This window comes from Paracoccus thiocyanatus (genome assembly GCF_900156255.1).
GTDB lineage: Bacteria > Pseudomonadota > Alphaproteobacteria > Rhodobacterales > Rhodobacteraceae > Paracoccus > Paracoccus thiocyanatus.
In genome coordinates this window covers 80,851-106,338 of record NZ_FTMK01000012.1, presented here as the reverse complement: position 1 = coordinate 106,338, position 25,488 = coordinate 80,851, and the positions used below count along the sequence as shown (strand labels likewise).

The window sequence follows — 25,488 nt, the reverse complement described above, 5'->3', positions numbered from 1 at the left end:
GCCAGGATCTTGGTCGTCCAGCCGCCCCTCGACTTGCCTATCGCTTGACTTTGAGTCCCCCTTTTGAGCCCTGTCCGTGGCGGTGAACCTTTACGATTGTTCCGTCGATCATCGCCATTTTCATGTCGGGATCATCGGACAATGCTTTGAAGATACGCTCAAATACTCCCGCGGCACCCCAATCCCGGAAACGGCGGTAGACCGAGTTCCATTTCCCGAACTCCTCCGGAAGATCGCGCCATTGCGCCCCAGTCCGAGCGATCCAGAAAACCGCCTCGAGAAAAAGGCGTGCATCACCGCCCGTTCGGCCGGGATCGGTCTTCTTGCCCAAGCAATGCGGCTCAATCTTCGCCCACTGGCAATCCGTGACGATGTAGCGTTCAACTGGCATCCAAACCTCCCGTTTGGAAAGCTTGAATCAGAAATCAGCTGACAGGGGAATCCTGATACTCAACAGACCCTAGCCCGCCAATCGTTACCAGCCGGTAACCGCGGGCCGGATTTCCGGCGGGAAAGGTCCCAAAAAACGCCTAGAATTTGCCGAAAAATCCGCCTTTTCAGCCGCGGTCGAGCATGCCGTGCAATTCATAGACCAGGTCCAGCGCCTCGCGCGCGCTGATCGCGTCGGGGTTCAGGCCGCGCAGCCGTTCCTCGACCGCCGAAGGCTGGGTCCTGGTCGCGGGGGGCGCGGCCGGTGCGCGAAACAGCGGCAGATCGTCAAGCAGCGCTGCGGGCTTGCCCGCGCCCCGCCGCTCGTCGCTTTCCAACTGGTGCAGGATGTCGCGGGCGCGCTCGACCACCGCAGCCGGCAGCCCCGCCAGCCGCGCCACCTGCACGCCATAGGAACGGTCGGCGGCGCCCTTTCTGACCTCGTGCAGAAAGATCACCTCGCCCTCCCATTCGCGCACGGCGACGGTGGCGTTCTCGACGCCGGGCAGGCGGGCGGAAAGCGAGGTCATCTCGTGGTAATGCGTGGCGAAAAGCGCCCGGCAGCGGTTGCGCCCGTGCAGGTATTCCAGCACCGCCCAGGCGATCGACAGCCCGTCCCAGGTCGCGGTGCCGCGGCCGATCTCGTCCAGGATCACCAGCGCATGGTCGTCGGCCTGGTTCAGGATCGCCGCGGTTTCCACCATCTCGACCATGAAGGTCGAGCGCCCGCGCGCCAAGTCGTCCGCCGCGCCGACGCGGCTGAAAAGCTGGCTGACCAGGCCGATATGGGCGCGGCGGGCGGGCACGAAGCCGCCAGCCTGGGCCAGGATGGCGATCAGCGCGTTCTGGCGCAGGAATGTCGATTTCCCGGCCATGTTCGGCCCGGTCAAAAGCCAGATCGCCGGGGTCTCGCCGCCGGTCAGCGCGCAGTCATTGGCGACGAAGGCTTCGCCCTTGCGCTTCAAGGCGCGCTCGACGACCGGATGGCGGCCGCCCTCGACGACAAAGGCGCGGCTGGCGTCGACATCGGGGCGCGCCCAGCCCTCGCCCGAGGCGAGGTCGGCGAAACCGGCCGTCAGGTCGATCTCGGCCAGGGCGCGGGCCGCCTGGCCGATGGGTCCGGCGCGCTTAAGCGCGGCGCGGGTCAGGCGGGCCAGGATCTCGCGCTCGATCTCCAGCGCGCGGTCGCGGGCGTTGAGGATGCGGGTTTCCAGTTCCGACAGTTCGACCGTGGTGAAGCGGATCTGGTTCGCCGTGGTCTGGCGGTGGATGAAACGCTGGTTCAGCGGCGGGGCCAGCATCCGTTCCGCATGGGTCGAAGTCGTCTCAATAAAGTATCCCAAGACGTTGTTATGCTTGATTTTCAGGCTTTGCACGCCGGTTTCGGCGATGTAATCGGCCTGCATGCGGGCGATGACGCCGCGGCCTTCGTCGCGCAGGCGGCGGGTTTCGTCCAGCTCGTCATCGAAGCCCGGCGCGACGAAGCCGCCGTCGCGGGCCAGCAGGGGCGGCTCGGCCACCAGCGCCTGGTCCAGCAGGTCGATGAGCGCGTCATGGCCAGTCAGGTCGCGGCCGGCCTGGGCCAGCACGGCGATGTCGTCGCAGCCCAGCATGGCGGCGATGGCCGCGCCTTGCGTCAGCCCGGCGCGGATCGCGCCAAGGTCGCGCGGCCCGCCCCGCTCCAGCGCCAGGCGCGACAGGGCGCGGTCCATGTCGGGGGCGCGCGACAGCGCCTCGCGCAGGTCGGCGGTCAGGCGCGGATCGTCCACCAGATGCGCCACGGCGGCCTGGCGGGCGTGGATTTCGTCCAGGTCGCGCGACGGCGCGCTGATCCGGCGTTCCAAAAGCCGCGCGCCGCCCGCTGTCACCGTGCGGTCGATGGCGGCCAGCAGCGAGCCTTCGCGCCCGCCCGACAGCGCCTGGGTCAGTTCCAGGTTGCGGCGGGTGGCGGCGTCGATCTGCATGGCGCCGCCAAGCGCCTCGCGCATCGGCGGGCGGATCAGCGGCATCCGGCCCTTTTGCGTCAGCTCCAGGTAATCGGCGATGGCGCCCATGGCGGCCAGTTCGGCGCGGGAAAACTGGCCGAACCCGTCCAGCGTCTCGACCCCGAACAGCGCGCAAAGCCGGCGCGCGCCGGCGCTGCTGTCGAAACTGCCGGCGGGCAGTTCGGTCAGCGCAGCGCCCGCCTCGGCGGCAAGTTCTGCCAGGTTCGAACCCTCGGCCGCCAGCAATTCGCGCGGCGCGTGGCGCGCCAGTTCCGGGGCCAGCCGCGCCGGCGGGCAGGGCATGACGCAAAAGGCGCCGGTCGAGATATCCACCCAGGCCAGCGCCGCATCCTCGCGCACCGTGGCAAAGCTGGCCAGGAAATTGTGCCGCCGCGCCTCTAGCAGCGATTCCTCGGTCAGGGTGCCGGGCGTGACAAGGCGGACCACGTCGCGGGCGACCACGGATTTCGCGCCGCGCTTCCTGGCCTCGGCCGGGTCTTCCATCTGCTCGGCGATGGCGACGCGAAAGCCCTTGCGGATCAGCGTCAGCAGGTAGGATTCGGCCGCATGGACCGGCACGCCGCACATCGGGATCGGCTGGCCCTGATGGGTGCCGCGCTTGGTCAGCGCGATGTCCAGCGCGGCGGCGGCGGCCACCGCGTCGTCAAAGAACATCTCGTAGAAATCGCCCATGCGATAGAACAGCAGCGCGCCGGGATTGGCGTCGCGGATCGCCAGATACTGCGCCATCATCGGGGTGGGTTGATCGCTCATGTCCTGCCCTGTCGCCTGCGGTCGGAGACGTTCTAGGGGATGCGGGCGCCGATGCAAACAGCATGCCGCCAAGCCGCGGTGTGGACGCGAAAAATCCGGTGACAGCCGGCGCCGGTTGCGGCATCGTCTGGCGGAAAAGCAGCCAAGGGGCAAAAAAGATGAAGTCGGCGATTCTGGGCGCAATCATGCTGCCGTTGGCGGGCGTGGCCGTAGCCGCCTGCCCGGACGTCTCGTTGATGCAGAATGCGGCGCGCGGCTGGATCGCGGGCCAGCGGCTGCCCGATCCGCTGGTGCGCTCGGTCGAGGATGCGGGCTGCGCCTATGCCAGCTTTCGCAGCGTGCTGGAGTCCGAGCTGGGCGCGCCGGTGGGGGTGAAGGTCGGCTTCACCTCGAAACCCGCGCAAGAGCGGTTCGGCATCGACGAGCCGGCGGCGGGGGCGCTGTTTGCGCCCATGCTGCTGCCCGACGGGGCGCGGCTCAGCCTGGGCGGCAGCCGCGCCGCCTATTTCGAGGCCGATCTGGTGGTGACGGTCGGCAGTTCCGCCATCATGCAGGCCCGCAGCCGCGAAGAGGTGGTCGCCGCGCTTAGGGATGTGCGGCCGTTTATCGAACTGCCCGATCTGGCGCTGCAAAAGGACGTGCAGCCGACCGCGCCACTGATGATGGCCTATGGCATGACCCCCTGGCGCGGGGTGCTGGGCCGGGGCATCGCCATCGCCGAACTGGTGGACCCGGTCGCCGATCTTGCGGCGCTGACGGTCAACCTGAAGCTTGGCGGCAAGACCATCGAGACCGGCTCGGGCGACATGCTGCTGGACCATCCGCTGGACGTGGTGCTGTGGCTGGTCGAACAGGGCAGCTATGAGTTGAAGCCCGGCTCGGTGATCTCGCTGGGGACGATGGGCGCGCTGCACCCGGCGCGGCCCGGCCACAGGATCGAGGCGGAATATCGTATCGGCGGCCGCATGATGAAGGTGGGACTGGTCTTGGTGCCCTGACCCCTGGGCCCCCAGCCCCGCCCGACCCGGTGCCGCCGCGCGGCGGCGGAAAGCGGCGGCGCTGGCCGGCGGAAAGCTGCCCGGCGCGCCGCCGGGGCGGGCGGGTTTTCGCGCGCGCGGCCGCGACGCGGGCCGCGGGGGGCGCCTGCCGGGCGGCGCGGGCCGCGAAATACCGGCCTTGGCGGTTGAGCATCCGGGGGTGGCGGCGGCCCGCTGCGCTTCAGCCCTGGGATGCAGGCGATTCGCCGCGGCCAGCCGCGCCCCTGCCGTTCACCGCTGTCCACGCCGCGGCGCAGGCTGGGGGAAGGCCGGTCCGGCCGCCAACCCGCTCACAACCGGCGGGCGAAAAACTGGCAAAATCGCGCCCTTTTCCTGTCCGAAAGGACAGCTGCCCCGCATGGGCCGCCGGCCTCTAATCCGCCCCGGAGCCGCGAGATGGGGAAAAACCCCTTTCGCCAAAGCATCGAACGGGGGACAGGATGGCGGTGATTTCTGGAGCGGCGGGCAATGACAGCCTGCACGGAACCGCAGGGCGCGACACCATCGCCGGAAATGCCGGGCGCGATACGCTGAATGCCGGGCGCGGCAGCGATTCCGTGCATGGCGGGCCGGGACCGGATGTGCTGATCTGGGACCAGGATCCGGCGTCGCGCGGCAACCTGGACATCTATCAGGGCGGCAATGCGGGCGAACGCTATGATCCCGATCCCTATGGCGCGCTGTCGGGTGGCGACCGGCTGCATCTGAACGGCGGCGGCGGATTTCGCGTCACCTTCACCACCACCGAGCATGGCCATGCCCAGGACGCGTTCGGCAACCGCCTGAACTTCTGGGGTATCGAACGGCTTCAGACCGGGGCCGGGAACGACTGGATCAGCGCCCAGGGCGCCCGGCTGAACGCGGCGCGCGGGTCGGGCGCGGACCACACCCCCGTCCACGGCGTCACCATCAACAGCGGTGGCGGGCATGACTATCTGCATGGCGGGCCGGGCAACGACGTGCTGGAAGGCGGCAACGGCAATGACAGCATTTACGGCGGCAATGGCAACGACCTGCTGATGCCGTCGCAGGGCAATGATTTCGGCCATGCCGGCGCAGGCGACGACAATGTGCGCTGGGGCAACAATGGCGGCATGGCGCCGATCCACAATATCGGGCGCGACACGCTGGTCGGCGGCGCCGGCAACGACCTGCTGAACGTCTGGGCCAAGGGCGATGGCGAGAACAGCACCGGCGCCCATGTGGTCTTTACCGGCCGCGGCGCCGGCCATGCCAGCTATGCCCCAGGCAATGGCACGCTGACCTTTCGCGAATTCGAATTGTTCTGGACCCATGAGGGCCGGGACACCGTCACCGCGGCGAATGCCGCCATCGGGCTGAACGCGCCGGGTTTGCATATCAACACCCGCTGGGGCGACGACCGCATCACCGGCAGCGCCGGCCGCGACACGATCGAAGGGGGCGAGGGCGCCGATACCATCAATGGCGGGCGCGGCAACGACTTCATCTCGATGACCGAGGACGTCTATGCCGCCAATGGCGCCCTGGCCGCGCGGGATACGGCGCGCGACGTGCTGATCCTGAACGACGGCTTTGGCACGGATACCATCCGCGCCTTTCAGGTCGGCGACATGCGCGATGCGGGCGGCGTGCTGCGCCTGGGCGACCGGCTGAACGTCTCGGGGCTGCATGACGCGCAGGGCAACCGGGTCGATCTGGGCGATGTGCGGGTCTCGGCCCAGGGGGCCAATGCGGTGCTGAGCTTTCCCAATGGCGAGCGGCTGATCCTGGAAGGGGTGGATGCGGCGGTGCTGACCCGCGCCATGCTGCATCAGATGGGCATCCCCCAGCCTGCCGCGCAAGAGGGGCGGGCCGCGGCCCCGGCCTTGCGCGCGGCACAGGCCGAACCGGATGCCGCACCCCAGGCCGCCGCCCTGGCCGCTGATGCCGATCCCGGCCTGGCCAAGGCGCAGGCAGATGCGGCGCAAGTTGCGGCCGACGATCCGGGGGCAAGCGATACCGGCTGGTTTGCCGCCGGCCCGGCCGATGCCGCGGACTGGAACCCCGGCGCGCTTCTGGACCTATACCGCCAGCAATTGCCGCAGGACGGCCAAACCGCGCTAGAGGCTTTGGCGCAGGCGGACGGGCTGCATTTCGACTGGGGCTAAGCGCGGCTAGGGCTGCCGCCGCGCCCCAGGCGTCCGCGCGCGAAGGGCCAGAGCCCGGCCCATATGGCCGGGCAGGATGGCGAAGCCCTTGGCATAGCGCCAGAACAGCCGGCGCGGGTTCGACAGCATCCGCCACAGCCATTCCAGCCTTAGCCGGCGCAGCCATTGCGGCGCCCGGCGCTGATGGCCGGACAGGAAGTCGAGCCCGGCCCCGATCGAGGCAAAGCCTGCGCCGCCAAGCGCGTCGCGGGCGCGGATGGCGAACAGTTCCTGCCGCGGCGCACCCAGCGCCAGAAAGCACAGCCGGGCGCCGGATGCGCGGATGCTGTCGATGATGTCGTCCGCCTCGGGTCCCGCCGGGTCGAACGGGAAGCCCGGCGCGCGGGTCAGCGCCACCCGCAGCCCCGGAGCCGCCGCCTGCATGCTGCGCGCCGCCAGCGCCAGCGATTCGTCGCTGCTGCCGATCAGCGCCACCGGCAGGCCGGCCCGCGCCGCTTCGGCCGCCAAGGGCAGCACCAGGTCCGATCCGGGCGCCAGCGCCACCGGCCGTCCGGCGATGCGCGACAGCCAGACGATGGGATTGCCATCGGCGCAGATCAGGTCATGCGCCGCATAGGCGGCGCGAAAGCGGGGGTCCTCGCCCAGCCTTTGCAGGTGATCGACATTGATCGTGGCGATGGCGAAGCCCCGCCCCTCGGCCAGGCGCCGGCGCACCGCGTCCAGCAGCGCGGCGGAATCGCGGCAGTTGACGCGGATGGCATTGCCGTCGGGAAAGCTGAACTGCATGATGCGCCTCGGGTCGGGCCGGAACTGGCGGCAGGATGGGTTGGCGGCGAAGGGAATGCAACGCCCTTGCCGCCGCCGGTCCACAAGGCGGCCCTGCCGCAGGACGGGAGTCGGGCCATGCCCCTATTGGCGTTGTTGGTGCTGCTTGGCTGGCCATTGGTGGTGGCGGTGCTGTTTCAGCGCATGGCGCGGCCGCGGGCGATGGTCTGGTCGATCCTTGCCGGCTATCTGCTGCTGCCGCAACTGGTCGAGATCGACCTGCCGGCCTTTCCGGGCCTGAACAAGCACATGGTGCCGGCGCTGGCCGCCGCGGTCATGGTCTGGTTCGTGACCAAGGACCGCGCCGCCGACGAGCCGGCCCCGCCGCCCATGGGCCCCTGGGTGGCGGGATTGCTGGCGATCAGCTTCGCCTCGCCGCTGCTGACGGCCATGACCAATCCCGACCCCTTGGTCGATGGCGTGAACTACCGCCCGGCCATGTCGATCAGCCAGGGCGTGGGCGACCTGATCGTGCAGGTGTTGCAACTGCTGCCCTTTCTGATGGGCTACAAGCTGCTGTGGAACGCCAAGGGGGCCGAACTCTGGAGCCGCTGCCTGCTGCTGGGGGTCCTGTGCTATTCGATTCCCATGCTGATTGAACTGCGCCTGAGCCCGCAGATCAATGTCTGGGTCTATGGCTATTTCCAGCATGATTTCATCCAGACCATCCGCTATGGCGGCTACAGGCCCATCGTGTTTCTGGAACATCCGCTTTGGGTGGCGCTGATGACGATGACGGCGTTCCTGGCCGCCATCGCCATTGCGCGCAACCACCGCACCCGGCGCAACCTGCTGATCGCGGCCTATCTGGGCTGCATCGTCATCCTGTGCAAATCGGCGGGGGCGCTGTTGCAGGCGCTGATGGCCGCGCCGCTGGTGGCCTTTGCCCGGCCGCGCACGATGGTTCTGGCGGCGGCGGTGGTGGGGACGGTCGCGCTTGCCTATCCGACGCTGCGCACGACCTCGTGGATGCCGCTGCAAGGCATCGTGGACCTGGCGCTGTCCATCTCGCCCGAGCGGGGGCGCTCGCTGGAGTTCCGGCTGATGAACGAAGAGGCCCTGCTGGCGCGCGCCATGGAGCGGCCGGTCTTTGGCTGGGGCGGATGGGGGCGGTCGCTGTTCTACGACCCCTATAGCGGCCGCCTGGCCTCGGTTCCCGACGGGCAATGGGTGATCCTGATCGGGGCGCGCGGCGTCTTTGGCTATCTGGCGCAGTTCCTGCTGCTGCTGACGCCGATCTTCGCGCTGTGGCGGGCAATGCCGGGCGGCAGGCATCCCCCGCGCCAGAAAGAAATGGTGATCCTGGGCGCGGTTGCGCTGATGCTGGCGATGAACTTGCTGGACCTGATCCCCAATGCGACGCTGACGCCGCTGACCTGGCTGACCGCCGGCGCGCTGTTGGGCAATGCCCGAAGGCTGCGCCTTGGTATCCGCGACCAGGCCGGAAATCAGGACGATTCCCCCGAATCCGCGCGGATTCTGCCTAAAAAGGCAGGCTTGCGGACGGTTTTATAGGTTGGTCCAAGGCGCCGGATTCGCTATGCCGGAATACGCCCGCCAGTTGTTAAATCATTGCCGCCCACAAGGGCTTTTCATAGTTGCATGAGGCACCGCATGGCCCTGGACAAGACCGCCGTGGACGACAGTGATATCGCTATCATCGGCATGGCGGCGCAATTGCCGGGCGCGGCGGGCGTCGCGGAATACTGGGACAACCTGTGCCGCGGGATCGAGGCGATCCGGCGCATCCCCGAAGCCGACCTGATCGCGCGGGGCGAGTCGCGGGCGCGGCTGTCGGACCCGAACTACGTCCCCTCGGCCGCCCCGCTTGACCAGTTCGACGAATTCGATGCCGAGTTCTTCGGGCTGTCGCCCAAGGAAGCGGCGATCATGGACCCCCAGCACCGCAAGTTCCTGGAGACCTGCTGGCATGCGCTGGAGGATGCCGCGCATCTGCCCGAGCGGTTCGCCGGCAATATCGGCGTCTGGGCCGGCTGCGGCATGGGCAGCTATTTTTACTGGAATGTCTGCTCGAACCGCGATCTGGTCGATGGCGTCGGCCATTTCCTGCTGCGCCATACCGGAAACGACAAGGATTTCCTGTCCACCCGCGTCAGCCATGTCCTTGACCTGACCGGGCCTTCGGTGAACGTGCAGACCGCCTGTTCGACCTCTTTGGTGGCGGTCCACATGGCCTGCCAGTCGCTGAATTCCGGCGAATGCGACATGGCGCTGGCCGGCGGCGTCACCATCGAGCTGCCACAGGGGCTGGGCTATCTTTACAAGGAAAACGAGATCCTGTCGCCCGACGGGCATTGCCACGCCTTTGACCATCGCGCGCAGGGCACCGTGTTCGGCAGCGGCGCGGCGGTGGTGGCGCTGCGCCGGCTGCGCGATGCGCTGGCCGATGGCGACCATATCTGGGCGGTCATCAAGGGCTCGGCCATCAACAATGACGGCGCCTCGAAGGCAGGCTATCTTGCCCCCAGCGTCGAGGGCCAGGCCCAGGCCGTGGCCGAGGCGCTGGCGATGGCCGGGGTCAGTTCGGACGGCGTCGGCTATGTCGAATGCCACGGCACCGGCACCGCGCTGGGCGACCCGATCGAGGTCGCGGCGCTGAACCAGGCCTATGCGCGGGTTTCGGACGGCACACGGCAGGGGCCGTGCCGCATCGGCTCGGTCAAGACCAATATCGGCCACCTGGACACCGCCGCCGGCAGCGCCGGGCTGATCAAGTCGGCGCTGGCGGTGCATCACGGCAAGATCCCCGCCAGCCTGGGCTATGAGGCGCCGAACCCCGCCATCGACTTTGACGGCGGGCCGTTCCAGGTCAACGACCGGCTGTCGGACTGGCCGCTGCCGGGGCCGCGCCGCGCCGGGGTGAACTCGCTGGGCGTCGGCGGCACCAATGCGCATGTGATCGTGCAGGAACCGCCCTTGGCCAAGGCGTCGGGGGAATCAGACTGGCCGTTTCACATCATCGCCGTCTCGGGGCGCAGCAAGGCGGCGCTGGACGCCAATTCGGCCGCGTTGGCGGGCTGGCTGCGGACCAATCCAGACGTGAACATGGCCGACCTGTCCTTTACCCTGACCCAGGGCCGGCGGCAGTTCGACCGCCGCCGCGTGCTGGTCGCCCATGACGCGGCCGAGGCGGCGCGGCTTCTGGCCGATCCCGATCCGCGCCTGGTCTTTGACCACCAGCCGCTGGGCGACCCGGCCGAGGCGGTATTCATGCTGCCCGGCGGCGGCGCGCAATATGCCGGCATGGCGCGCGGGCTTTACCAGACCGAGCCAGTCTTCCGCGAATGGATGGACCGCGGGCTGGACCACATGGCGGCCGCGCATGGCACCGACCTGCGGGCGCTGTGGCTGCCCGAGCCGGGGGCCGAGGCCGAGGCGGACCGGCGGCTTTTGCAGCCCTCGCTGCAACTGCCGCTGCTGATGATCGCCGAATATGCGCTGGCGCAACTGTGGATTTCCTGGGGCGTGACCCCCGCGGCGCTGATCGGCCATTCCATGGGCGAGAATACCGCCGCCTGCATCGCCGGGGTGATGAGCTTTCACGATTGCATCGGCCTGGTGCGCCTGCGCGGGCTGCTGTTCGACCGGGTGCCGGCGGGCGGGATGCTGTCGGTGCCGCTGGCGCCTGATGATTTCGCCGCCGATCTGGACGCGCTGGGGCTGGACCTGGCGGCGGTGAACGGGCCGGGCCTGTCGGTGGTCTCGGGGCCTGACGCGGCGCTGGACCGCTTTGCCGAACGCATGGCGGCGCGCGAGGTGGAATGCCAGCGCATCGCCATCTCCATCGCCGCGCATTCGCGGCTGCTTGACGGGATCCTGGACGAATTCCGCGCCTATCTCGCCTCGATCCCGCTGAATGCGCCGCAGATCCCGATCATCTCGAACCGCTCGGGCTTGCCGCTGACGGCGGCCGAGGCGACCAGTCCCGACTATTGGGTCGCGCATCTGCGCGGCACGGTGCGCTTTGCCGATGGCATCGCCCATCTGGCGCAGGTGCCGGGGCGGGTATTCGTCGAAGTGGGCCCCGGCCGCGCCATGCAGGCCATGGCCAAGGCGCATCCGGCGGTCGCCGCCAACCAGGTGATTTCCACGCTGCGCCACCGCGACCATGCGACCGGCGACGACAGCTATTTCATGGCGGCGCTGGCGCGGCTCTGGGCCTGCGGCGGGCAGATCGACTGGGACCAGGTCTGGGGCGACGCCCGCCGCCAGCGCCTGTCGCTGCCGGGCTATGCCTTCCAGCGCAAACGCTATTTCATCGAGCGTTCGGCCAATGTCGCAACGGAGGCCGCCGAGGAACAGGCGCGCATCGAGGAACCGGCGGAATGGGGCTGGCGCCCGGCCTGGAAACTGGCCGCGCCGGCCATCGAGATCGGGCCGCAGGGGCCGGTCGCGCAGGGTGTGCGGAACTGGCTGGTCTTTGCCGACGATCTGGGCCTTGCCGCGCGCCTGACCCATGGGCTGCGCGCCCGCGGCCAGCGCGTCGCCGTGGTCGAGGTGGGCGATACCTTCGCCGACAAGACGGTTTCGGGCGGCGACGGCCGCTTCCTGCTGCCGGTCGAATCCGACCGCGAGGGCTATGAGATGCTGCTGGCCGCGCTGGCCGGGCAGGACATGGTGCCGGACCGCATCCTGCATCTGTGGTCGGTGACGCAAGGCGCAAGGTTCCGCCCCGGCTCCAGCCTGCTCAACAGCCAGTTGGAGCGCGGCTTTTTCGGCCTTTTGCACCTGGCCCAGGCCATCGGCGGCGAACTGCCGGATGCCAAGCTGGACCTGATCGCCATCTGCAATGACGCGCTGCGCGTGGCGGACGAACCGGCGCCGGTGCCGGAAAAGGCCACCGCCGCCGGGCCGATCCGCGTCCTGCCGCATGAGATGCCGAATATCCGCGCCCGCCTGGTGGACATCCGTCTGGCCGCGAAGGGCCTGGATGCGCTGGCCGCCAACCTGCTGGAAGAGGCGCTGGCCCCCTCGGGCGCCGCCATCGCCGCCTGGCGCGACGGGCGGCGGTTCGAACAAAGCCTGGAGTGGGTGGCGCTGGAGGATGACGGCATGGCCGCCATCCCGCAGGGCGCGGCTTGCCTGATCACCGGCGGCTTCGGCGGCATCGGCCAGGCCATCGCCCGCGAACTGGCAGGGCGCGGCGGCGCGAAACTGGCGCTGACCACGCGCGGCCGGGTGGATTCGCCCGCCGTCATGGCCTCGGTCCGGCAATTGGAGTCGCTGGGGGCCGAGGTGCTGGCGATCCGCGCCGACGTGACCAGCCCCGAGGACATGGCCCGCGCCGTGGCCCAGACGCGGGCGCGCTTCGGCAGCCTGGACGTGGTGCTGCACGCGGCGGGCGTGATCCGCGACAGCCTGATCGCGGCCAAGACCGACGACGAGGCCTGGGACGTGCTGGCGCCGAAACTGCTGGGCACACGCGCGCTGATCGAGGAGCTGGCGGACAATCCCGCGAAGCTGACGGTGCTGTTCTCCTCGACCTCCTCGGTGATCGCGCCGGCGGGGCAGGCGGATTACGTCGCCGCCAACGAATACCTGAACGCGGTGGCGCGCTCGGCCCCGGTGGCCTTGGGCCGGGTGGTCGCGGTCAACTGGGGCGTCTGGGCCGATGCCGGCATGGCGGCGCGGGCGATGGGGCTGGATACTGCCCTGGCCGTGGCGGTGCCGCAGGGTCGGCCGCTGCTGGAACAAAGCCTGCCCATGCCGGGCGGGCGCGAGTTCCGCACCGCGCTGAAGATGCAGGACTGGATCATCGGCGGCCACAAGACCGCCCAGGGCCAGGCGCTGATGCCCGGCACCGGCTGGATCGAACTGGTGGCCGAGGCGGCGCTGGAATGCGGGTTGAGCCTGCCGCTGGCGATCCGCGACCTGGAATTCCGCCGCCCGGTGCTGGTCTCCGACACCGCGCTGGTCAGCACCCGCGTCCTGCCCGAGGGCGACGCGATGCGCATCGAGATCCTGGACGACCCGCAGGGCGAGCCGAATGTCTCGGCCCTGGTCGCGGGCTTGCAGGAACCGGCGCCCGAGCCGCTGGCCGTTCGCGGGCCGTGGGACCGGGACGGGCAGGGCGCGGCGCTGCCTTCGGCGCAGCAGAGCCGGATGGATTTCGGCCCGCGCTGGCAGGTGCTGCGCCGCTATCGCATCGCCGGGGACGAGGGCGTGGCGGAATTGTCGCTGGCCCCCGAATATGCCGCCGAGGCCGGCGAATGGCTGGCGCATCCGGCGCTGATGGACATCGCCACCGGCTGGGCCATGCCGCTGATCCGCGGCTGGTCGCCCGATCACCTGTGGGTGCCGATGGGCTATCGCGCGATCCGGCTTTACGCGCCCTTGCCGGCGCAGGTGGTCAGCCGCATCCGCAACGCCGGCGAGAACAGCGACGCGCAGGGCATGGCGCAATTCGACATCACCCTGGCCGCGCCCGACGGCACGGTCGTCGCCGAAATCACGGGCTTTTCCCTGCGCAAGCTGGCGGCGGCCCTCGCCGCCACGCCCGCGCGCAGCCAGCCGCCGCGCAGCCTGTCCCCGGCCGAGCGCCGCTTGCAGCACAATATCGGCCAGGGCATCCCGGCCGCCATCGGGCCTGCGATGCTGAGCCGGGCGATCTCGACCGGGCTTTCGCAGGTCTATGTCTCGTCGCTGGACCTGCCGGCGCTGATCGCCGAGGCCGGCGTGGTCGAGGATGCCGCGCCCGCCGAAGGGGGCTTCGAGCGTCCCGACCTGGACAGCGATTTCGTCGCCCCGGCGCCGGGCATCCAGGCGGAACTGGCGGCGATCTGGTCCGGGCTTTTGGGTATCGCCCAGGTCGGTGCCGCGGACAGCTTTTTCGATCTGGGCGGCCATTCGCTGATCGCGGTGCGCATGTTCGGTCAGGTCCGCAAGGCGTTTGGCGTGGACCTGCCGATCTCGACGCTCTTCGAGGCGCCGACCATCGCCCAGCTTGCCGCGCTGGTCGAGGAACGCACCGGCCCGCGCGAGCCGGTCTCGCCCGACAACCTGCGCGAATTGCCGGTTGCGGCCCGGCCGCGGTTCCGCTTCCTGGTCGACATGGGCGGGCGGGGCGCGGGCACGCCCTTTTTCATGGTCGCCGGCATGTTCGGCAATATCATGAACCTGCGCCAGTTGGCGCAGCGGCTGGGGCCGGATCGCCGCTTCTGGGGCATCCAGGCGCGCGGCCTTCTGGGCGATGACAAGCCGCACCAGGATTTCGCCGATGCCGCCCGCGACTATATCGCCGAACTGCGCCAGGTGCAGCCGACCGGACCCTATCTGATCGGCGGCTTTTCGGGCGGCGGGCTGACCGCCTATGAGATGGCGCGGCAGCTGCGCGCCGCGGGCGAAGAGGTGGCGATGCTGGTCATGCTGGACACGCCCCTGCCGCTGCGCGAGCCGGTCGGCCGCCTGGACCGGCTGATGATCCGCCTGGGCGAATTGCGCGAAGGCGGCGCGGGCTTTGCCTGGACCTGGCTGCGCGACCGCGTGGCCTATGAGTTCCGGCGCCGCAGCAAGGCCCGCGCCGCCGAGGCCGAGGCAGCGGCCCCGGCCACCGGCGCCTTTCACGACCTGGCTATCGAGGCCGCCTTTTTGGCGGCGCTGCCCGGCTTGCGGCTTTCGGCCTGGGACGGGCCGGTGGCGCTGTTGCGCCCGCCGCTGGACAAGCGCTGGAAGGCGACGGGCGGGCGCTGGATCAATTCCGGCCGCGATTATGTCGCCGCGGACAATGGCTGGACGCCCTGGATGCCCGACCTGCGGGTGATCGAGGTGCCGGGCGACCATGATTCCATGGTGCTGGAACCGAATGTGCGGCGCATGGCCTCGGTCCTGCGCCAGATTCTGGCCGATGCGGATGCGGACATCCCGGCGCAAGCCAGGGCGGCAGAGTGATGGCGGCCAAAGCCATGCCCAGCGTCCATGTCATCGTGCTGAACTGGCGCACGCCCGCGATGTCCTTGCAGGCCGCCGATGCGGCGCTGCACGAGATGGCGGGCCTGGATGGCGGGCTGACCATCGTGGACAATGATTCCGGCGATGGCAGCTTCCAGGCGATGCAGGCCGAGGTTCAAGCGCGCGGCTGGCCCGCCGACCGGGTGGCGGTGGTGCAATCGGGCTGGAACGGCGGCTTTGGCGCCGGCAACAACCACGGCATCCGCCGGGGCCTGCCGGACGGGCGCCGCGCCGACCTGGTCTATCTGCTGAATTCCGACGCCATCCCGCAGCCCGGCGCGATCCGGGCGCTGGTCGATTACCTGTGCGCGCATCCGCGGGCCGGGATCGCCTGTTCGCGGCTGCGCGGCACCGACGACCTGCCGCATAGCACCGCCTTTCGCTTTCCCTCGGCATTGGGCGAGTTCGAGGCGTCAAGCCGCACCGGCCCGATCTCGCGCCTGCTTAGCCGCAAGGTGGTGGCCTTGCCGCAACCGCAGGTTTCCGGGCCGGTGGACTGGTCGGCGGGGGCCTCGATGATGATCCGCATGGAGGTGCTGGACCGCATCGGCCTCTTCGACGAGGGGTTCTTTCTTTACTACGAGGAAACCGACCTGTGCCGCCGCGCGGCGCGGGCGGGCTGGCAGACGCATTACGTCGTCGAAAGCCTGGTGCTGCATATCGGATCGGTCAGCACCGGCATGAAGGAATGGAAGCGCGCCCCGGATTACTGGTACGATTCGCGGCGGCGCTATTTCGAGAAACATCACGGGCGGCTGGGTGCGCTTTGGGCCACGGTCGCCCATCTGGGGGGCGCGGGGCTGTTCCGCCTGCGCTGCCTTTTGTCGGGGCGCAAGCCGGACGGTCCGCCGGGCCATCTGGCGCTGCTGGCGCGCCACGCCTTTCGCCCGCAACCAAAGCCCGTTCATGTTGAAAAGGGTAAGCCATGACGCAATTTTCCGCGATTCTGGTGGGTAACGAATCCCTGCTGCGCCACGCGGCCGAAACGCTGCTGGCGCGCGGGCACCGCATCAATGCCGTGGTGACGCGCAATCCCGACCTGCGCGACTGGGCGCAGGGCGCGGGGCTGGCGGTCGAGGACCAGGATGCGCCGCTGGCCGCCGATGCGCCGTCTGCCGACTGGCTGTTCAGCGTCGCCAACCTGTCGATCCTGCGCCCCGAGATGCTGGCGCGCGGCCGGCTGGGCGCGATCAACTTCCACGATGGGCCGCTGCCGAAACTGGCGGGGCTGAACGCCCCGGTCTGGGCGATCATCGGGGCCGAGCCGCAGCACGGCGTCACCTGGCATATGATCGAGGGCGGCGTGGACGAGGGCGACATCCTGTCCCAGCGCCTGTTCGAGATCCGCGAGGACGACACCGCGCTGACGCTGAACGCGCGCTGCTTTGCCCGCGGTGCCGAAAGCTTTGCCGATGTGGTGACGCAGCTTGAGGGCGGCGGCACGCAGCGGGTGAAACAGGACCTGGCAAGCCGCAGCTATGTCGGCCGCGACAAGCGCCCCGAGGCGGCGGCGGTGCTGGATTTCACGGCTGCCGCCGCGCGGATCGGCGCGCTGGTGCGCGGCCTTGACCATGGCGGCTACTGGAACCCCTTGGCTATGCCCAAGGTCCGGCTGGCCGATAGCGTGCTGCTGGTCGCGGGTTTCGAGGGGATCGAGCCCGCCGACGCCCCGCCCGGCACGGTGCTGTCCCATGACGGCGCCTCGGCGCTGATCGCGGCGGCGGATGGGGCGGTGCGGCTGCGCTTTGCCGGCGACTTGCCCCCGGTCGGCGCGGTGATCCCGCCGCTTTCCAGCGAGGAGGCCGCGCGGCTGACCGACCTGGCCGCGCAGGCGGCGCCGCATGACGGCTGGTGGCGGGCGCGGCTGGCGCGGATGAACCCGGCGGTGCTGCCGGGCGAGGGCTCCGGTTCCAGCCAGCGCGTGCAACTGCTGCCCGGCGCCGGGCCCGAGCGGATCGCGCTGGCCGCCTCGCTGCTGGCGCGGCTGGCAGGGCAGGCCGAGTTCGACCTGGCGCTGCGGCCCGCGGCCCAGCCTCAGGCGGCCGGGATCGTCGCCGATTGGCAGCCCCTGGCGGTCGAGGCGCCGGGCGAGCGCAGGCTGGCCGATCTGGGGCAGGCGCTGGCGGCGCAGGTCGCCGAACAGGCCAGGCGCGGCTTTTTCATGGCCGACCTGCTGCGCCGTGCGCCCGAACTGCGCGACATGGCCACGCCGGACCTGGCAATCAGCCTGGATGTCGGCGGCCCGGTCAATGGCGCGGCGGTGACCGTGACCCTGACCGAAACCGACGCCTGGCTGGACCACGACCCCGCCCGCGTCACGCCCGCGCAGGCGCAGCGGCTGGCCCGTGCGCTGGACGCGGGTCTGGCGCTGCCCGGCACCACCGCGCTACGCGACATCCCGCTGATGGACGCGGCCGAGCGCGAGGAACTGCTGGTCGCCCGCAACGCCACCCAGGTCGAACTGCGGTTGGCCTGCATCCACGAACTGATCGCCGAGACGGCCGCGGCCGACCCGGATGCCGTGGCGCTGGCCTTCGAGGATCGCATTCTGTCCCGCGGCCAGCTTGACCGCGCTGCCAATGCTCTGGCGGCAAAGCTGGTGGCGATGGGCGTCGGACCGGACCAGCCGGTCGGGCTGTTCGCCCGCCGCTCGCCCGAAATGGTGATCGGCGCGCTGGCGATCTGGAAGGCGGGCGGGGCCTATGTGCCCCTGGACCCGGATTACCCCGCCGACCGCATCGAGCTTTACATCCAGGACAGCGGCGCCCAGGTGGTGCTGGTGCAGGACGGGCTGGCCGACCGCTTGCCGGCGCATGGCGCGCAGGTGGTGGGCATTCCGACCGACCTGCCGCATGGGCTGGTGGCCGCGCCGGTCAGCGCCGTCGGGCCACAGAACCTGGCCTATCTGATCTATACCTCGGGCTCGACCGGCCGGCCCAAGGGGGTGATGGTCGAGCATCGCAACGTCGCCAATTTCTTTGCCGGCATGGACGCGGTGATCCCGCACCGGCCGGGCGATGCCTGGCTGGCGGTGACAAGCCTGTCCTTTGACATCTCGGTGCTGGAGATCTTCTGGTCGCTGGCGCGCGGATTGCGGCTGGTGATCGCGGGCGAGGAATCGCGGCTAGCGGTATCCTCGGCCCCCGTGCAGCCGCGGCCCCAGGTTTCGGGCGGCATGGATTTCAGCCTGTTCTATTGGGGCAATGATGACGGGCCGGGGCCCAGGAAATACCAGCTTCTGCTGGAGGGCGCGCGCTTTGCCGACCAGAACGGCTTCGTCGCGGTCTATACGCCGGAACGGCATTTCCATGCCTTCGGCGGTCCCTATCCGAACCCTGCCGTTTCCGGCGCGGCGGTGGCGGCGGTGACCAAGAACGTCGCCGTGCGCGCCGGCAGTTGCGTGCTGCCGCTGCACCACCCCGCGCGGGTGGCCGAGGAATGGGCGGTGATCGACAACCTGACCTCGGGGCGGGCGGGGCTGGCCATCGCCTCGGGCTGGCAGCCGGACGATTTCGTGCTGCGCCCGGAAAACGCGCCGCCGAACAACAAGGCGGCGCTGGCCCAGGGGGTCGAGCAGTTGCGCCGGCTGTGGCGCGGCGAGGCGGTCGAGTTCCCGCGCAAGGATGGCAGCATGTTCGGCGTGGTGACGCAGCCGCGTCCGGTGCAAAGGGAACTGCCGCTGTGGATGACCGTCGCCGGCAACCCGGAGACCTGGATCGAGGCCGGGCGGCTGGGCATGAACGTGCTGACCCACCTGCTGGGGCAAAGCATCGACACGGTCGCGGCGCGGATCAAGGATTACCACGCCGCGCTGCGCGAGGCCGGCCATGATCCGGCGCGCTTTACCGTCACCTTGATGCTGCATACCTGCCTGGCCGAGGATCGCGAGACGGCGCGAGAGATCGCCCGCGAGCCGATGAAGAACTACCTGAAAAGCGCCGCGGCGCTGGTCAAGCAATATGCCTGGGACTTTCCGGCCTTTCGTCGCCCGGCGGGCATGACCAACCCGATGGCCATCGACCTGGGCTCGCTTTCCGAGGAAGAGCTGGACGGCATCCTGGAATTCGCCTTCCTGCGCTATTTCGAGGATTCGGGCCTGTTCGGCTCCCTCGAGGACGGGATCGCGCGGGTCGAGCAGCTCAAGGCCATCGGCGTGGGCGAGATCGCCTGCCTGATCGACTATGGCATCGCGCCCGATCAGGTCATGGCCGGTTTCCCGCTGCTGGCGCGGCTGCGGGCCGAGGTGAACCCGCATGGCGCCGAACCCGAAGACGGCGATTTCTCGATCGCGGCGCAGATCCGGCGCTGGAATGTGACGCATCTGCAATGCACCCCCAGCATGGCGCGCATCCTGGTCTCCGATCCGCAGGTGGCGGCGGCCATGGCCGGGCTGACATGCGTGATGGTGGGCGGCGAGGCGCTGCCGCCCTCGCTGCTGGCCGAAATCAGGGCGGCGACGTGGGCGCGGGTGCTGAATATGTATGGCCCGACCGAGACGACGATCTGGTCCACGGTGGCCGACCTGACCGACGGGGCCGAGGTGACGCTGGGCCGGCCCATCGCCAATACCCAGCTTTACGTGCTGGATAGCGAGGGCCAGCCGGTGCCTCCCGGCGCGCCGGGCGAGCTGTGGATCGGCGGCCATGGCGTCGCGCGCGGCTATTGGCGGCGCGAGGACCTGACCGCGGCGGCCTTTCGCCCCGATGCCTTCGTGCCCGCGGATCGCGGCGCGCCCTGGGGGGCGCGCATCTATCGCACCGGCGACCTGGTGCGCTGGCGCGAGGATGGCGGGCTGGACTATATCGGCCGGGCCGACCATCAGGTAAAGCTGCGCGGCTTCCGCATCGAGCTGGGCGAGATCGAGGCACGGCTGGCCAGCCTGCCCGGCGTGCGCGAGGCGGTGGCGCTGGTGCGCGAGGACCTGCCCGGCGACAAGCGGCTGGTGGCCTATGTCACCGGCGCGGGCGATCTGTGCGAAAAGGCGCTGCGCGAGGCGCTGGTCGCGCATCTGCCGGCGCATATGGTGCCGGGGCGGATCATCCGGCTGGACAAGATGCCGCTGACCCCGAACCGCAAGATCGACCGCAAGAACCTGCCGGTGCCGGGGGCCGTCGCGCAGGCGCCCGCGCCGGTGGCGGCCATCAAGACCGCCGCCCCCGCCATGGCCGCCCCGACCGAGGATCTGGCCCAGGCGGTGCAGGCGCTGTGGTCCGAGGTGCTGGGCGTCGGGCAGATCGGCCCGCGCGACAATTTCTTCGCGCTTGGCGGGCATTCGTTGCTGGCGATCCAGCTTCACCGGACCCTGCGCGACCGGCTGGCGCTGCCGCGGCTGGGGGTGACGGATATCTTCCGCTTTCCAGTCATGGCGGATTTCCTGAAACATGTCGCCGTGCTGGCGCCGGCCGGCGCGGCGGTCGCGCAGGCGCCTGCGCCCGCGCCCCAGCCGGCACCGGCGGCGATGCCCGAGCCTGCCCTGGCGGCCGATGATGCCATGGCCCGGCGCCGGGCCCTGCGGGCGCAGTTGCGCGGCGCAAGGTGAGCGGGGCCGCGGCCCTTGACGCGCTGGCGCGGCGCCTGCTGCCCGCGGGTTATGGCTGCGCGGTGCTGCCGCTGGCGGCCGAAGCCGCCCCGCTTTTGCCCCAGGAGGCCGAGGCCATTGCCCGCGCCGTCCCCAAGCGGCGGCGAGAATTCGCCCTGGGCCGCATGGCGCTGCGGGCGGCGATCCGCGAGGCGGGGCATGACCTGCCCGCCGGCCGGCCCCTTGCCGCGCGGCCCGACCGCCAGCCGGACTTGCCGCCGGGAATCCGCGCCAGCCTGTCCCATAGCGGCAACTATTGCATCGCCATCGCCGCCCCGCCGGGCGGGGCCAGCCTGGGCGTCGATCTGGAACCCTGCGATCGCGCCCTGCCGCCGGGCCTGGCCGAAACGGTCATGCCCTTTCGCCTAAGGGGCGGCGGGGATTCCTTGCTGGCCTTTTGCGCCAAGGAGGCGATGTTCAAGGCGCAATATCCGCTGACCGGGCGGATGCTGGATTTCCGGGCGGTGCCGGCGGTGATCGGCCCGGCGCGGTTCCGCGCCTGCCTGGGCGCGCGGTTGATCGGCGGGCGCTGGGGACGGGCGGCGGGCTGCTGGCTGGCGCTTAGCCTGTGGCGCGGCTGAACAGCGCCGCCAGCCGCCGGGCGGATTCGCGGATGTCGTGGCGCGCCGTGACGCGGGCGCGGGCGCGGGCACCCATGGCGGCCAGCGTTTCGGGCGCGGTTCGGGCGGCTTGCAGCATGGTTTCGGCCAGCGCCTCGCTGTCCCCGGCCGGAACCAGCCAGCCTTCGGATCCCGGACGGACCAGTTCGGGGATGCCGGCGATATAGGTGGCGATCACCGGGCGGGCGCGGGCCATCGCCTCCATCACCACCACCGGCAGGCCCTCGGCGAAACTGGGCGCGACCAGCGCATGGGCGGCGTCCAGCGCGGCGCACACGCCCGCCTCGTCCTGCCAGCCCAGGATCTTAACCGCATCGCCCATGCCCTGGGCGGCCACCATCGCCTGGGTCTGCGGGCGCAACTCCCCGTCCCCGACCAGCGACAGGCGCAGGCCCGGATCGCGCCGCCAGGCCCGCGCAAAGGCGCGGATCAAAAGGCCGAAGCCCTTTTGCTCGGCAAAGCGGCCCACGGCGACCAAGTGAAACGGACCGGGGGGCAGGGGGGCTGGATCGGCCCAGCGGTCCAGGTCCAGCCCGCAATGCACGACATGGATCTTGTCCCAGTCGCCCGTATCGGCCCAACGGCAAAGCTGCGACCGGCCATAGCTGCTGACCGCCACGCAGAACTCGGCCAACGCCAGCTTGCCGCGCAGGTCCAGCGCCTGGACGTTGTCGAATTCCTCGGGGCCGTGGACGGTAAAGCTGAAGCGCGGCCCGCCCAGAAGCCGCGCATAACCGGCGACACGCGCCGAATTCGTGCCGAAATGCGCATGAATATGCGCCAGCCCCAGAGCCTGGGCGCGGGCGGCGACCCGCGCCCCTTCGGCCAGATAGATCATCTGCCGGGCCAGGCTGGATTCGCCCGAACCCGCCCGGCGCCGGGCCAGAGCCAGCGCCTGCGCCAGCGCCGCCGGCCGCGCCGCGCCCCGCCGGCCCAGATCGGCAAGCAGGCGCCGGGCCCCGGCCTCTAGCACCCGTTCGGTGCGGGCATGTTCGGCCAGGTCGGCGGGATCGGACAGCGCGCCCGCATCGCCGCGCATGGCCAGGCGATGGATCTCGACCCCCTGGTTTTCCAGCGCGGCGATCTCGCGGCGGATGAAGCTGTGCGAGGGGCGGGGATAGGTGTTGACCAGATAACCGATTCGCAAGGGGGCAATCCTTGTCCAGAAAGAAAAGCTGCTGTGCCGCGATCATGGACGATCTTTTCGGCTGAATGGCGCTTATTTGTGCTTAACATCGGGCGGATATGCAGTAATACCGCCGCAGACACCAAAACTTGTCTGGCGATTCCGGGTTTCTTTGGCACTATTGAACTGAGAACATGTGCATTCGTGGAGAAGGCTCCTGACTGGCATCCTGACCATCGGTATCGCCGTTGCCGCGGCCAGCGCCCTGATCGGATTTGTCGCATTCGACCTGTCGCTTTGGGCGGCGCTGCTGGTCTATGTCGTCAGCGGCGTTGCGGCGACCCTGTTCGCGGCTTGGCGGCGCTTTCGATGCATCGAGCGGCAAGAGATGCGCGACACGGGCCAGCGCAGCGTTCAATAGCCGGTGCAGCGCATCACCACGCCGGCCGTCCGGGCGATAATGACGATATCGCCCCTTAGGCTCAATTCGCTGGCATAGCGGGCGTCGAAAGTGGCGCGGGCGGCAAAGCTGCTGTCGTTTCGATCCGAAATCTGCCACAGCCCGGTCACGCCCGGCCGCAGGTGGTAATAATCCGCGCCCGGATAAAGCTGCGCCTGTTCCAGCATCATCGGACGCGGGCCGACAATGCTCATGTCACCGCGCAGCACATTCCACAATTGCGGCAATTCGTCGAGCGAGGTCTTGCGCAGGAAACGCCCCGACGCGGTAATGCGCGGATCGTTCTTCAGCTTTTGCGTCAGGTCCCATTCCGCCTTGGCCTCGGGATGGGTGGCCAGATATTCGGCCAGCCGGGTTTCCGCATCCTCGACCATGGTGCGCAGCTTCCACAACCGAAAGCTGCGGCCCGAGCGCCCGACGCGAAGCTGGGTATAGAAAGGCCGTTCGCCATGCCAATAGATCACCAGCGCCAGGATCAATACCAATGGCAGGATGAACGGTGCCGCCAGCATCACCGCCACCAGATCCAGCGGCCTTTTCAGGAAGCGGGCATAAATGGACCGCGTCGCAACCGGCTCGCTGGTGCTTTCATTGGGGGCGGCGTGCAGCACCGCGTCGATCGTCTCGATATCGAAATCCGTTGCGTGCTGCATTTTTTAAAAACCTGTCCTCGTCACACCATCGCAGTATAACTGGGCGGATCGATAAAACTAGAATGAAATTCAATCCTGCCCAAAAGTATAGGTTCTCATATAAACAATGAGTTAGAGGAATATTCAGAATTTCGCAATTACGGCCTAGCCGAATGGTCATAATGCACAAATGCAGGTTTTATTTAAATAGGTTGTTTCCGACGGATAATAGCAACTGTCGGTTGAAGGATAAGCTTTTCAATTCGCGGTTCCGGTTTTGAAGGGGAAATCCGCAATCCCAGGTTGATGTTCTGACCGCAGGTCTGCAATTCTCAATTGAAATTGATTTGGGTTTCCCGGCGCCCAAGCAGCCGGTGATCGGCATGATGCAGAGCCGGGTTCGGGCAGCGGCTGCATTACGCGTCGCTGCCAGCCCAAGTCGAAACCCCGATCATGCGGCAAGGGTGGGTCAAACGCCGCCCGCCACGCTTTGGCCAAGCCACGCGCGATCCGATCGGGCTAATCGCCGGTCAAAGCAAAAGATCGGCGGCGTTCACCTGGTCCAGCCCGACAAGTTCGATGGACAATTCGGCCTGCCCGTCGCCGTCCATATCGACCAGCAGCCGATACGGGCCCGGTTCCGACGCGTCGGCGCGGACCTGGGCCGGTCCCGAGAACGCGTCGCTGCCGATGAAGGTCAGGCCCAGGCCCGACAGATCGATCCTGTCCTCGCCCGGCTGGAAATCCATGATGAGATCGTTGCTGCCGTCCAGATCCTCGGCCGCAGAGAAGACGAAGACGTCGGCCCCCAGCCCGCCGATGAGCGTATCCGCGCCGGCGCCGCCAAGAATGCTGTCGTCGCCCTCGCCGCCCTCAAGCAGGTCGTCCCCCGCCCCGCCAAGCAGGGTGTCCAGGCCCGATCCCCCCGCCAGGGTGTCGTTGCCGTCCCCGCCCGCCAGCAGGTCGTGGCCATCGCCGCCCTCAAGCAGGTCGTCGTCCAGATCGCCGAACAGGCTGTCGTGACCCGCACCGCCGGCCAGGATATCGCCGCCTTCGCCGCCATAAAGTTCGTCATTGCCGTCGCCCCCGTCGAGCAGGTCGTCGCCAAGCCCGCCCCAAAGCGTGTCGCTGCCGCCTTCGCCGTATAGCCGGTCGTCGCCATCGCCGCCCTCAATCAGGTCGTGGCCGTCGCCGCCAAGGACGGTGTCGTTGCCGATACCGCCGAACAGCGCGTCATTGCCCAGACCGCCTGCAAGCGAATCGTCCCCGGCCTCGCCATACAGGGCGTCGTTGTCGGCGCCGCCGAACAAGCTGTCATTGCCATCGCCGCCATGAAGCAGGTCGTGGCCCTGGTCGCCATAAAGCACATCGTCGCCCGCGTCGCCGTAAAGCGTGTCATGACCGTTGCCGCCGCTTAGCGCATCGGCGCCGTCGCCCCCCCGCAACAGGTCGTATCCATCGCCGCCAAACAGGGTGTCATCGCCCGCTCCGCCTTCCAGGAGGTCGTCGCCGGCATCGCCTGCCAGCGCATCATCGCCCGCATCGCCGCGCAGACTATCGTTTCCGCGGCCGCCAAAGAGCCGGTCGTTGCCGTCGCCGCCGAAGAGTTGGTCGTCGCCATCGTGCCCGGCCAGCGTGTCGTTACCACCCTCGCCCCGCAACGTATCGGCGCCCGATCCCCCCACGAGGCTGTCGTTGCCAAGGCCGCCAAACAGCAGATCGTTGCCGTCGCCGCCGAAAAGCTGGTCGTCGCCATCGTGCCCGGCCAGCGTGTCGTTACCGCCGTCGCCCCGCAACGTATCGGCGCCTGATCCCCCCACGAGGTTGTCATTGCCGTTGCCGCCAAACAGCAGATCGTTGCCGTCGCCGCCGAAGAGCTGGTCGTTTCCATCATGCCCGGCCAGCGTGTCGTTGCCGCCGTCGCC

13 protein-coding genes and 1 pseudogene are annotated in these 25,488 nt (G+C 69.2%); 8 read left to right on the top strand and 6 right to left on the bottom strand.

The genetic code is table 11. From position 1 onward, the window contains the following. Both F3H32_RS10660 and mutS read right to left on the bottom strand, forming a co-directional pair. Nucleotides 1–391, bottom strand: a pseudogene (locus F3H32_RS10660) (IS5 family transposase); the annotation flags it as partial. Between the two features lie 166 nt (nt 392–557). Further along, the gene (gene mutS / locus F3H32_RS10655) at nt 558–3,188 is read right to left on the bottom strand and encodes a DNA mismatch repair protein MutS (protein WP_149765835.1); all 2,631 of its coding nucleotides are present in this window, start codon (nt 3,186–3,188) and stop codon (nt 558–560) included. 158 nt (nt 3,189–3,346) lie between these two features. Here mutS and F3H32_RS10650 point away from each other — a divergent pair, with 158 nt between their 5' ends. Both F3H32_RS10650 and F3H32_RS10645 read left to right on the top strand, forming a co-directional pair. Next, nucleotides 3,347–4,186, top strand: a complete 840-nt coding sequence (locus F3H32_RS10650; RefSeq protein ID WP_149765834.1) for a 2-keto-4-pentenoate hydratase — start codon at nt 3,347–3,349, stop codon at nt 4,184–4,186. Between the two features lie 479 nt (nt 4,187–4,665). Continuing rightward, on the top strand, nt 4,666–6,354 hold the full coding sequence (locus F3H32_RS10645) for a calcium-binding protein (RefSeq protein ID WP_149765833.1): 1,689 nt from the start codon (nt 4,666–4,668) through the stop codon (nt 6,352–6,354). Between the two features lie 6 nt (nt 6,355–6,360). Here the strand turns inward: F3H32_RS10645 and F3H32_RS10640 are convergent, their stop codons facing one another. Next, nucleotides 6,361–7,140, bottom strand: a complete 780-nt coding sequence (locus F3H32_RS10640; protein WP_149765832.1) for a WecB/TagA/CpsF family glycosyltransferase — start codon at nt 7,138–7,140, stop codon at nt 6,361–6,363. Between the two features lie 117 nt (nt 7,141–7,257). On the opposite strand from F3H32_RS10640, the gene F3H32_RS10635 reads away from it, so the two are divergent. The 5 genes from F3H32_RS10635 to F3H32_RS10615 all read left to right on the top strand — a co-directional run bounded on the left by F3H32_RS10635 (nt 7,258) and on the right by F3H32_RS10615 (nt 21,306). Then, the gene (locus F3H32_RS10635; RefSeq protein ID WP_149765831.1) at nt 7,258–8,694 is read left to right on the top strand and encodes a hypothetical protein; all 1,437 of its coding nucleotides are present in this window, start codon (nt 7,258–7,260) and stop codon (nt 8,692–8,694) included. A 99-nt stretch (nt 8,695–8,793) separates the two neighbouring features. Further along, nucleotides 8,794–15,087, top strand: a complete 6,294-nt coding sequence (locus F3H32_RS10630) for a type I polyketide synthase (RefSeq protein ID WP_149765843.1) — start codon at nt 8,794–8,796, stop codon at nt 15,085–15,087. Beyond that, nucleotides 15,087–16,076: a glycosyltransferase family 2 protein gene (locus F3H32_RS10625; protein WP_149765830.1), complete on the top strand. Its 990-nt coding sequence runs from the start codon at nt 15,087–15,089 to the stop codon at nt 16,074–16,076. Before F3H32_RS10630 ends, F3H32_RS10625 begins: the two co-directional genes overlap by 1 nt. Continuing rightward, complete coding sequence (locus F3H32_RS10620; protein ID WP_149765829.1) at nt 16,073–20,686, top strand: MupA/Atu3671 family FMN-dependent luciferase-like monooxygenase; 4,614 nt, start codon at nt 16,073–16,075, stop codon at nt 20,684–20,686. The genes F3H32_RS10625 and F3H32_RS10620 overlap by 4 nt, the downstream gene beginning before the upstream one ends. After that, nucleotides 20,683–21,306 (top strand): 4'-phosphopantetheinyl transferase family protein, encoded by a 624-nt coding sequence (locus F3H32_RS10615; RefSeq protein ID WP_149765828.1) that lies wholly within the window; start codon nt 20,683–20,685, stop codon nt 21,304–21,306. The genes F3H32_RS10620 and F3H32_RS10615 overlap by 4 nt, the downstream gene beginning before the upstream one ends. Here F3H32_RS10615 and F3H32_RS10610 read toward each other — a convergent pair. Next, nucleotides 21,287–22,492 carry a glycosyltransferase gene (locus F3H32_RS10610; protein WP_149765827.1) on the bottom strand — a complete coding sequence of 402 codons (1,206 nt, stop codon included), beginning with the start codon at nt 22,490–22,492 and terminating at the stop codon, nt 21,287–21,289. The two genes, F3H32_RS10615 and F3H32_RS10610, sit on opposite strands and share 20 nt — an antisense overlap. Before the next feature lie 175 nt (nt 22,493–22,667). Here F3H32_RS10610 and F3H32_RS10605 point away from each other — a divergent pair, with 175 nt between their 5' ends. Next, nucleotides 22,668–22,892: a hypothetical protein gene (locus F3H32_RS10605; RefSeq protein ID WP_149765826.1), complete on the top strand. Its 225-nt coding sequence runs from the start codon at nt 22,668–22,670 to the stop codon at nt 22,890–22,892. Here the strand turns inward: F3H32_RS10605 and F3H32_RS10600 are convergent. Together F3H32_RS10600 and F3H32_RS18165 are read right to left on the bottom strand one after the other, a co-directional pair. Continuing rightward, a complete protein-coding gene (locus F3H32_RS10600; RefSeq protein ID WP_115757073.1) occupies nt 22,886–23,584 on the bottom strand; it encodes a sugar transferase in 699 nt (232 codons plus the stop codon). The two genes, F3H32_RS10605 and F3H32_RS10600, sit on opposite strands and share 7 nt — an antisense overlap. A 509-nt stretch (nt 23,585–24,093) precedes the next feature. Beyond that, nucleotides 24,094–25,488 (bottom strand): calcium-binding protein (locus tag F3H32_RS18165; protein ID WP_149765841.1); only part of this gene is annotated, 1,395 nt, incomplete at its 5' end.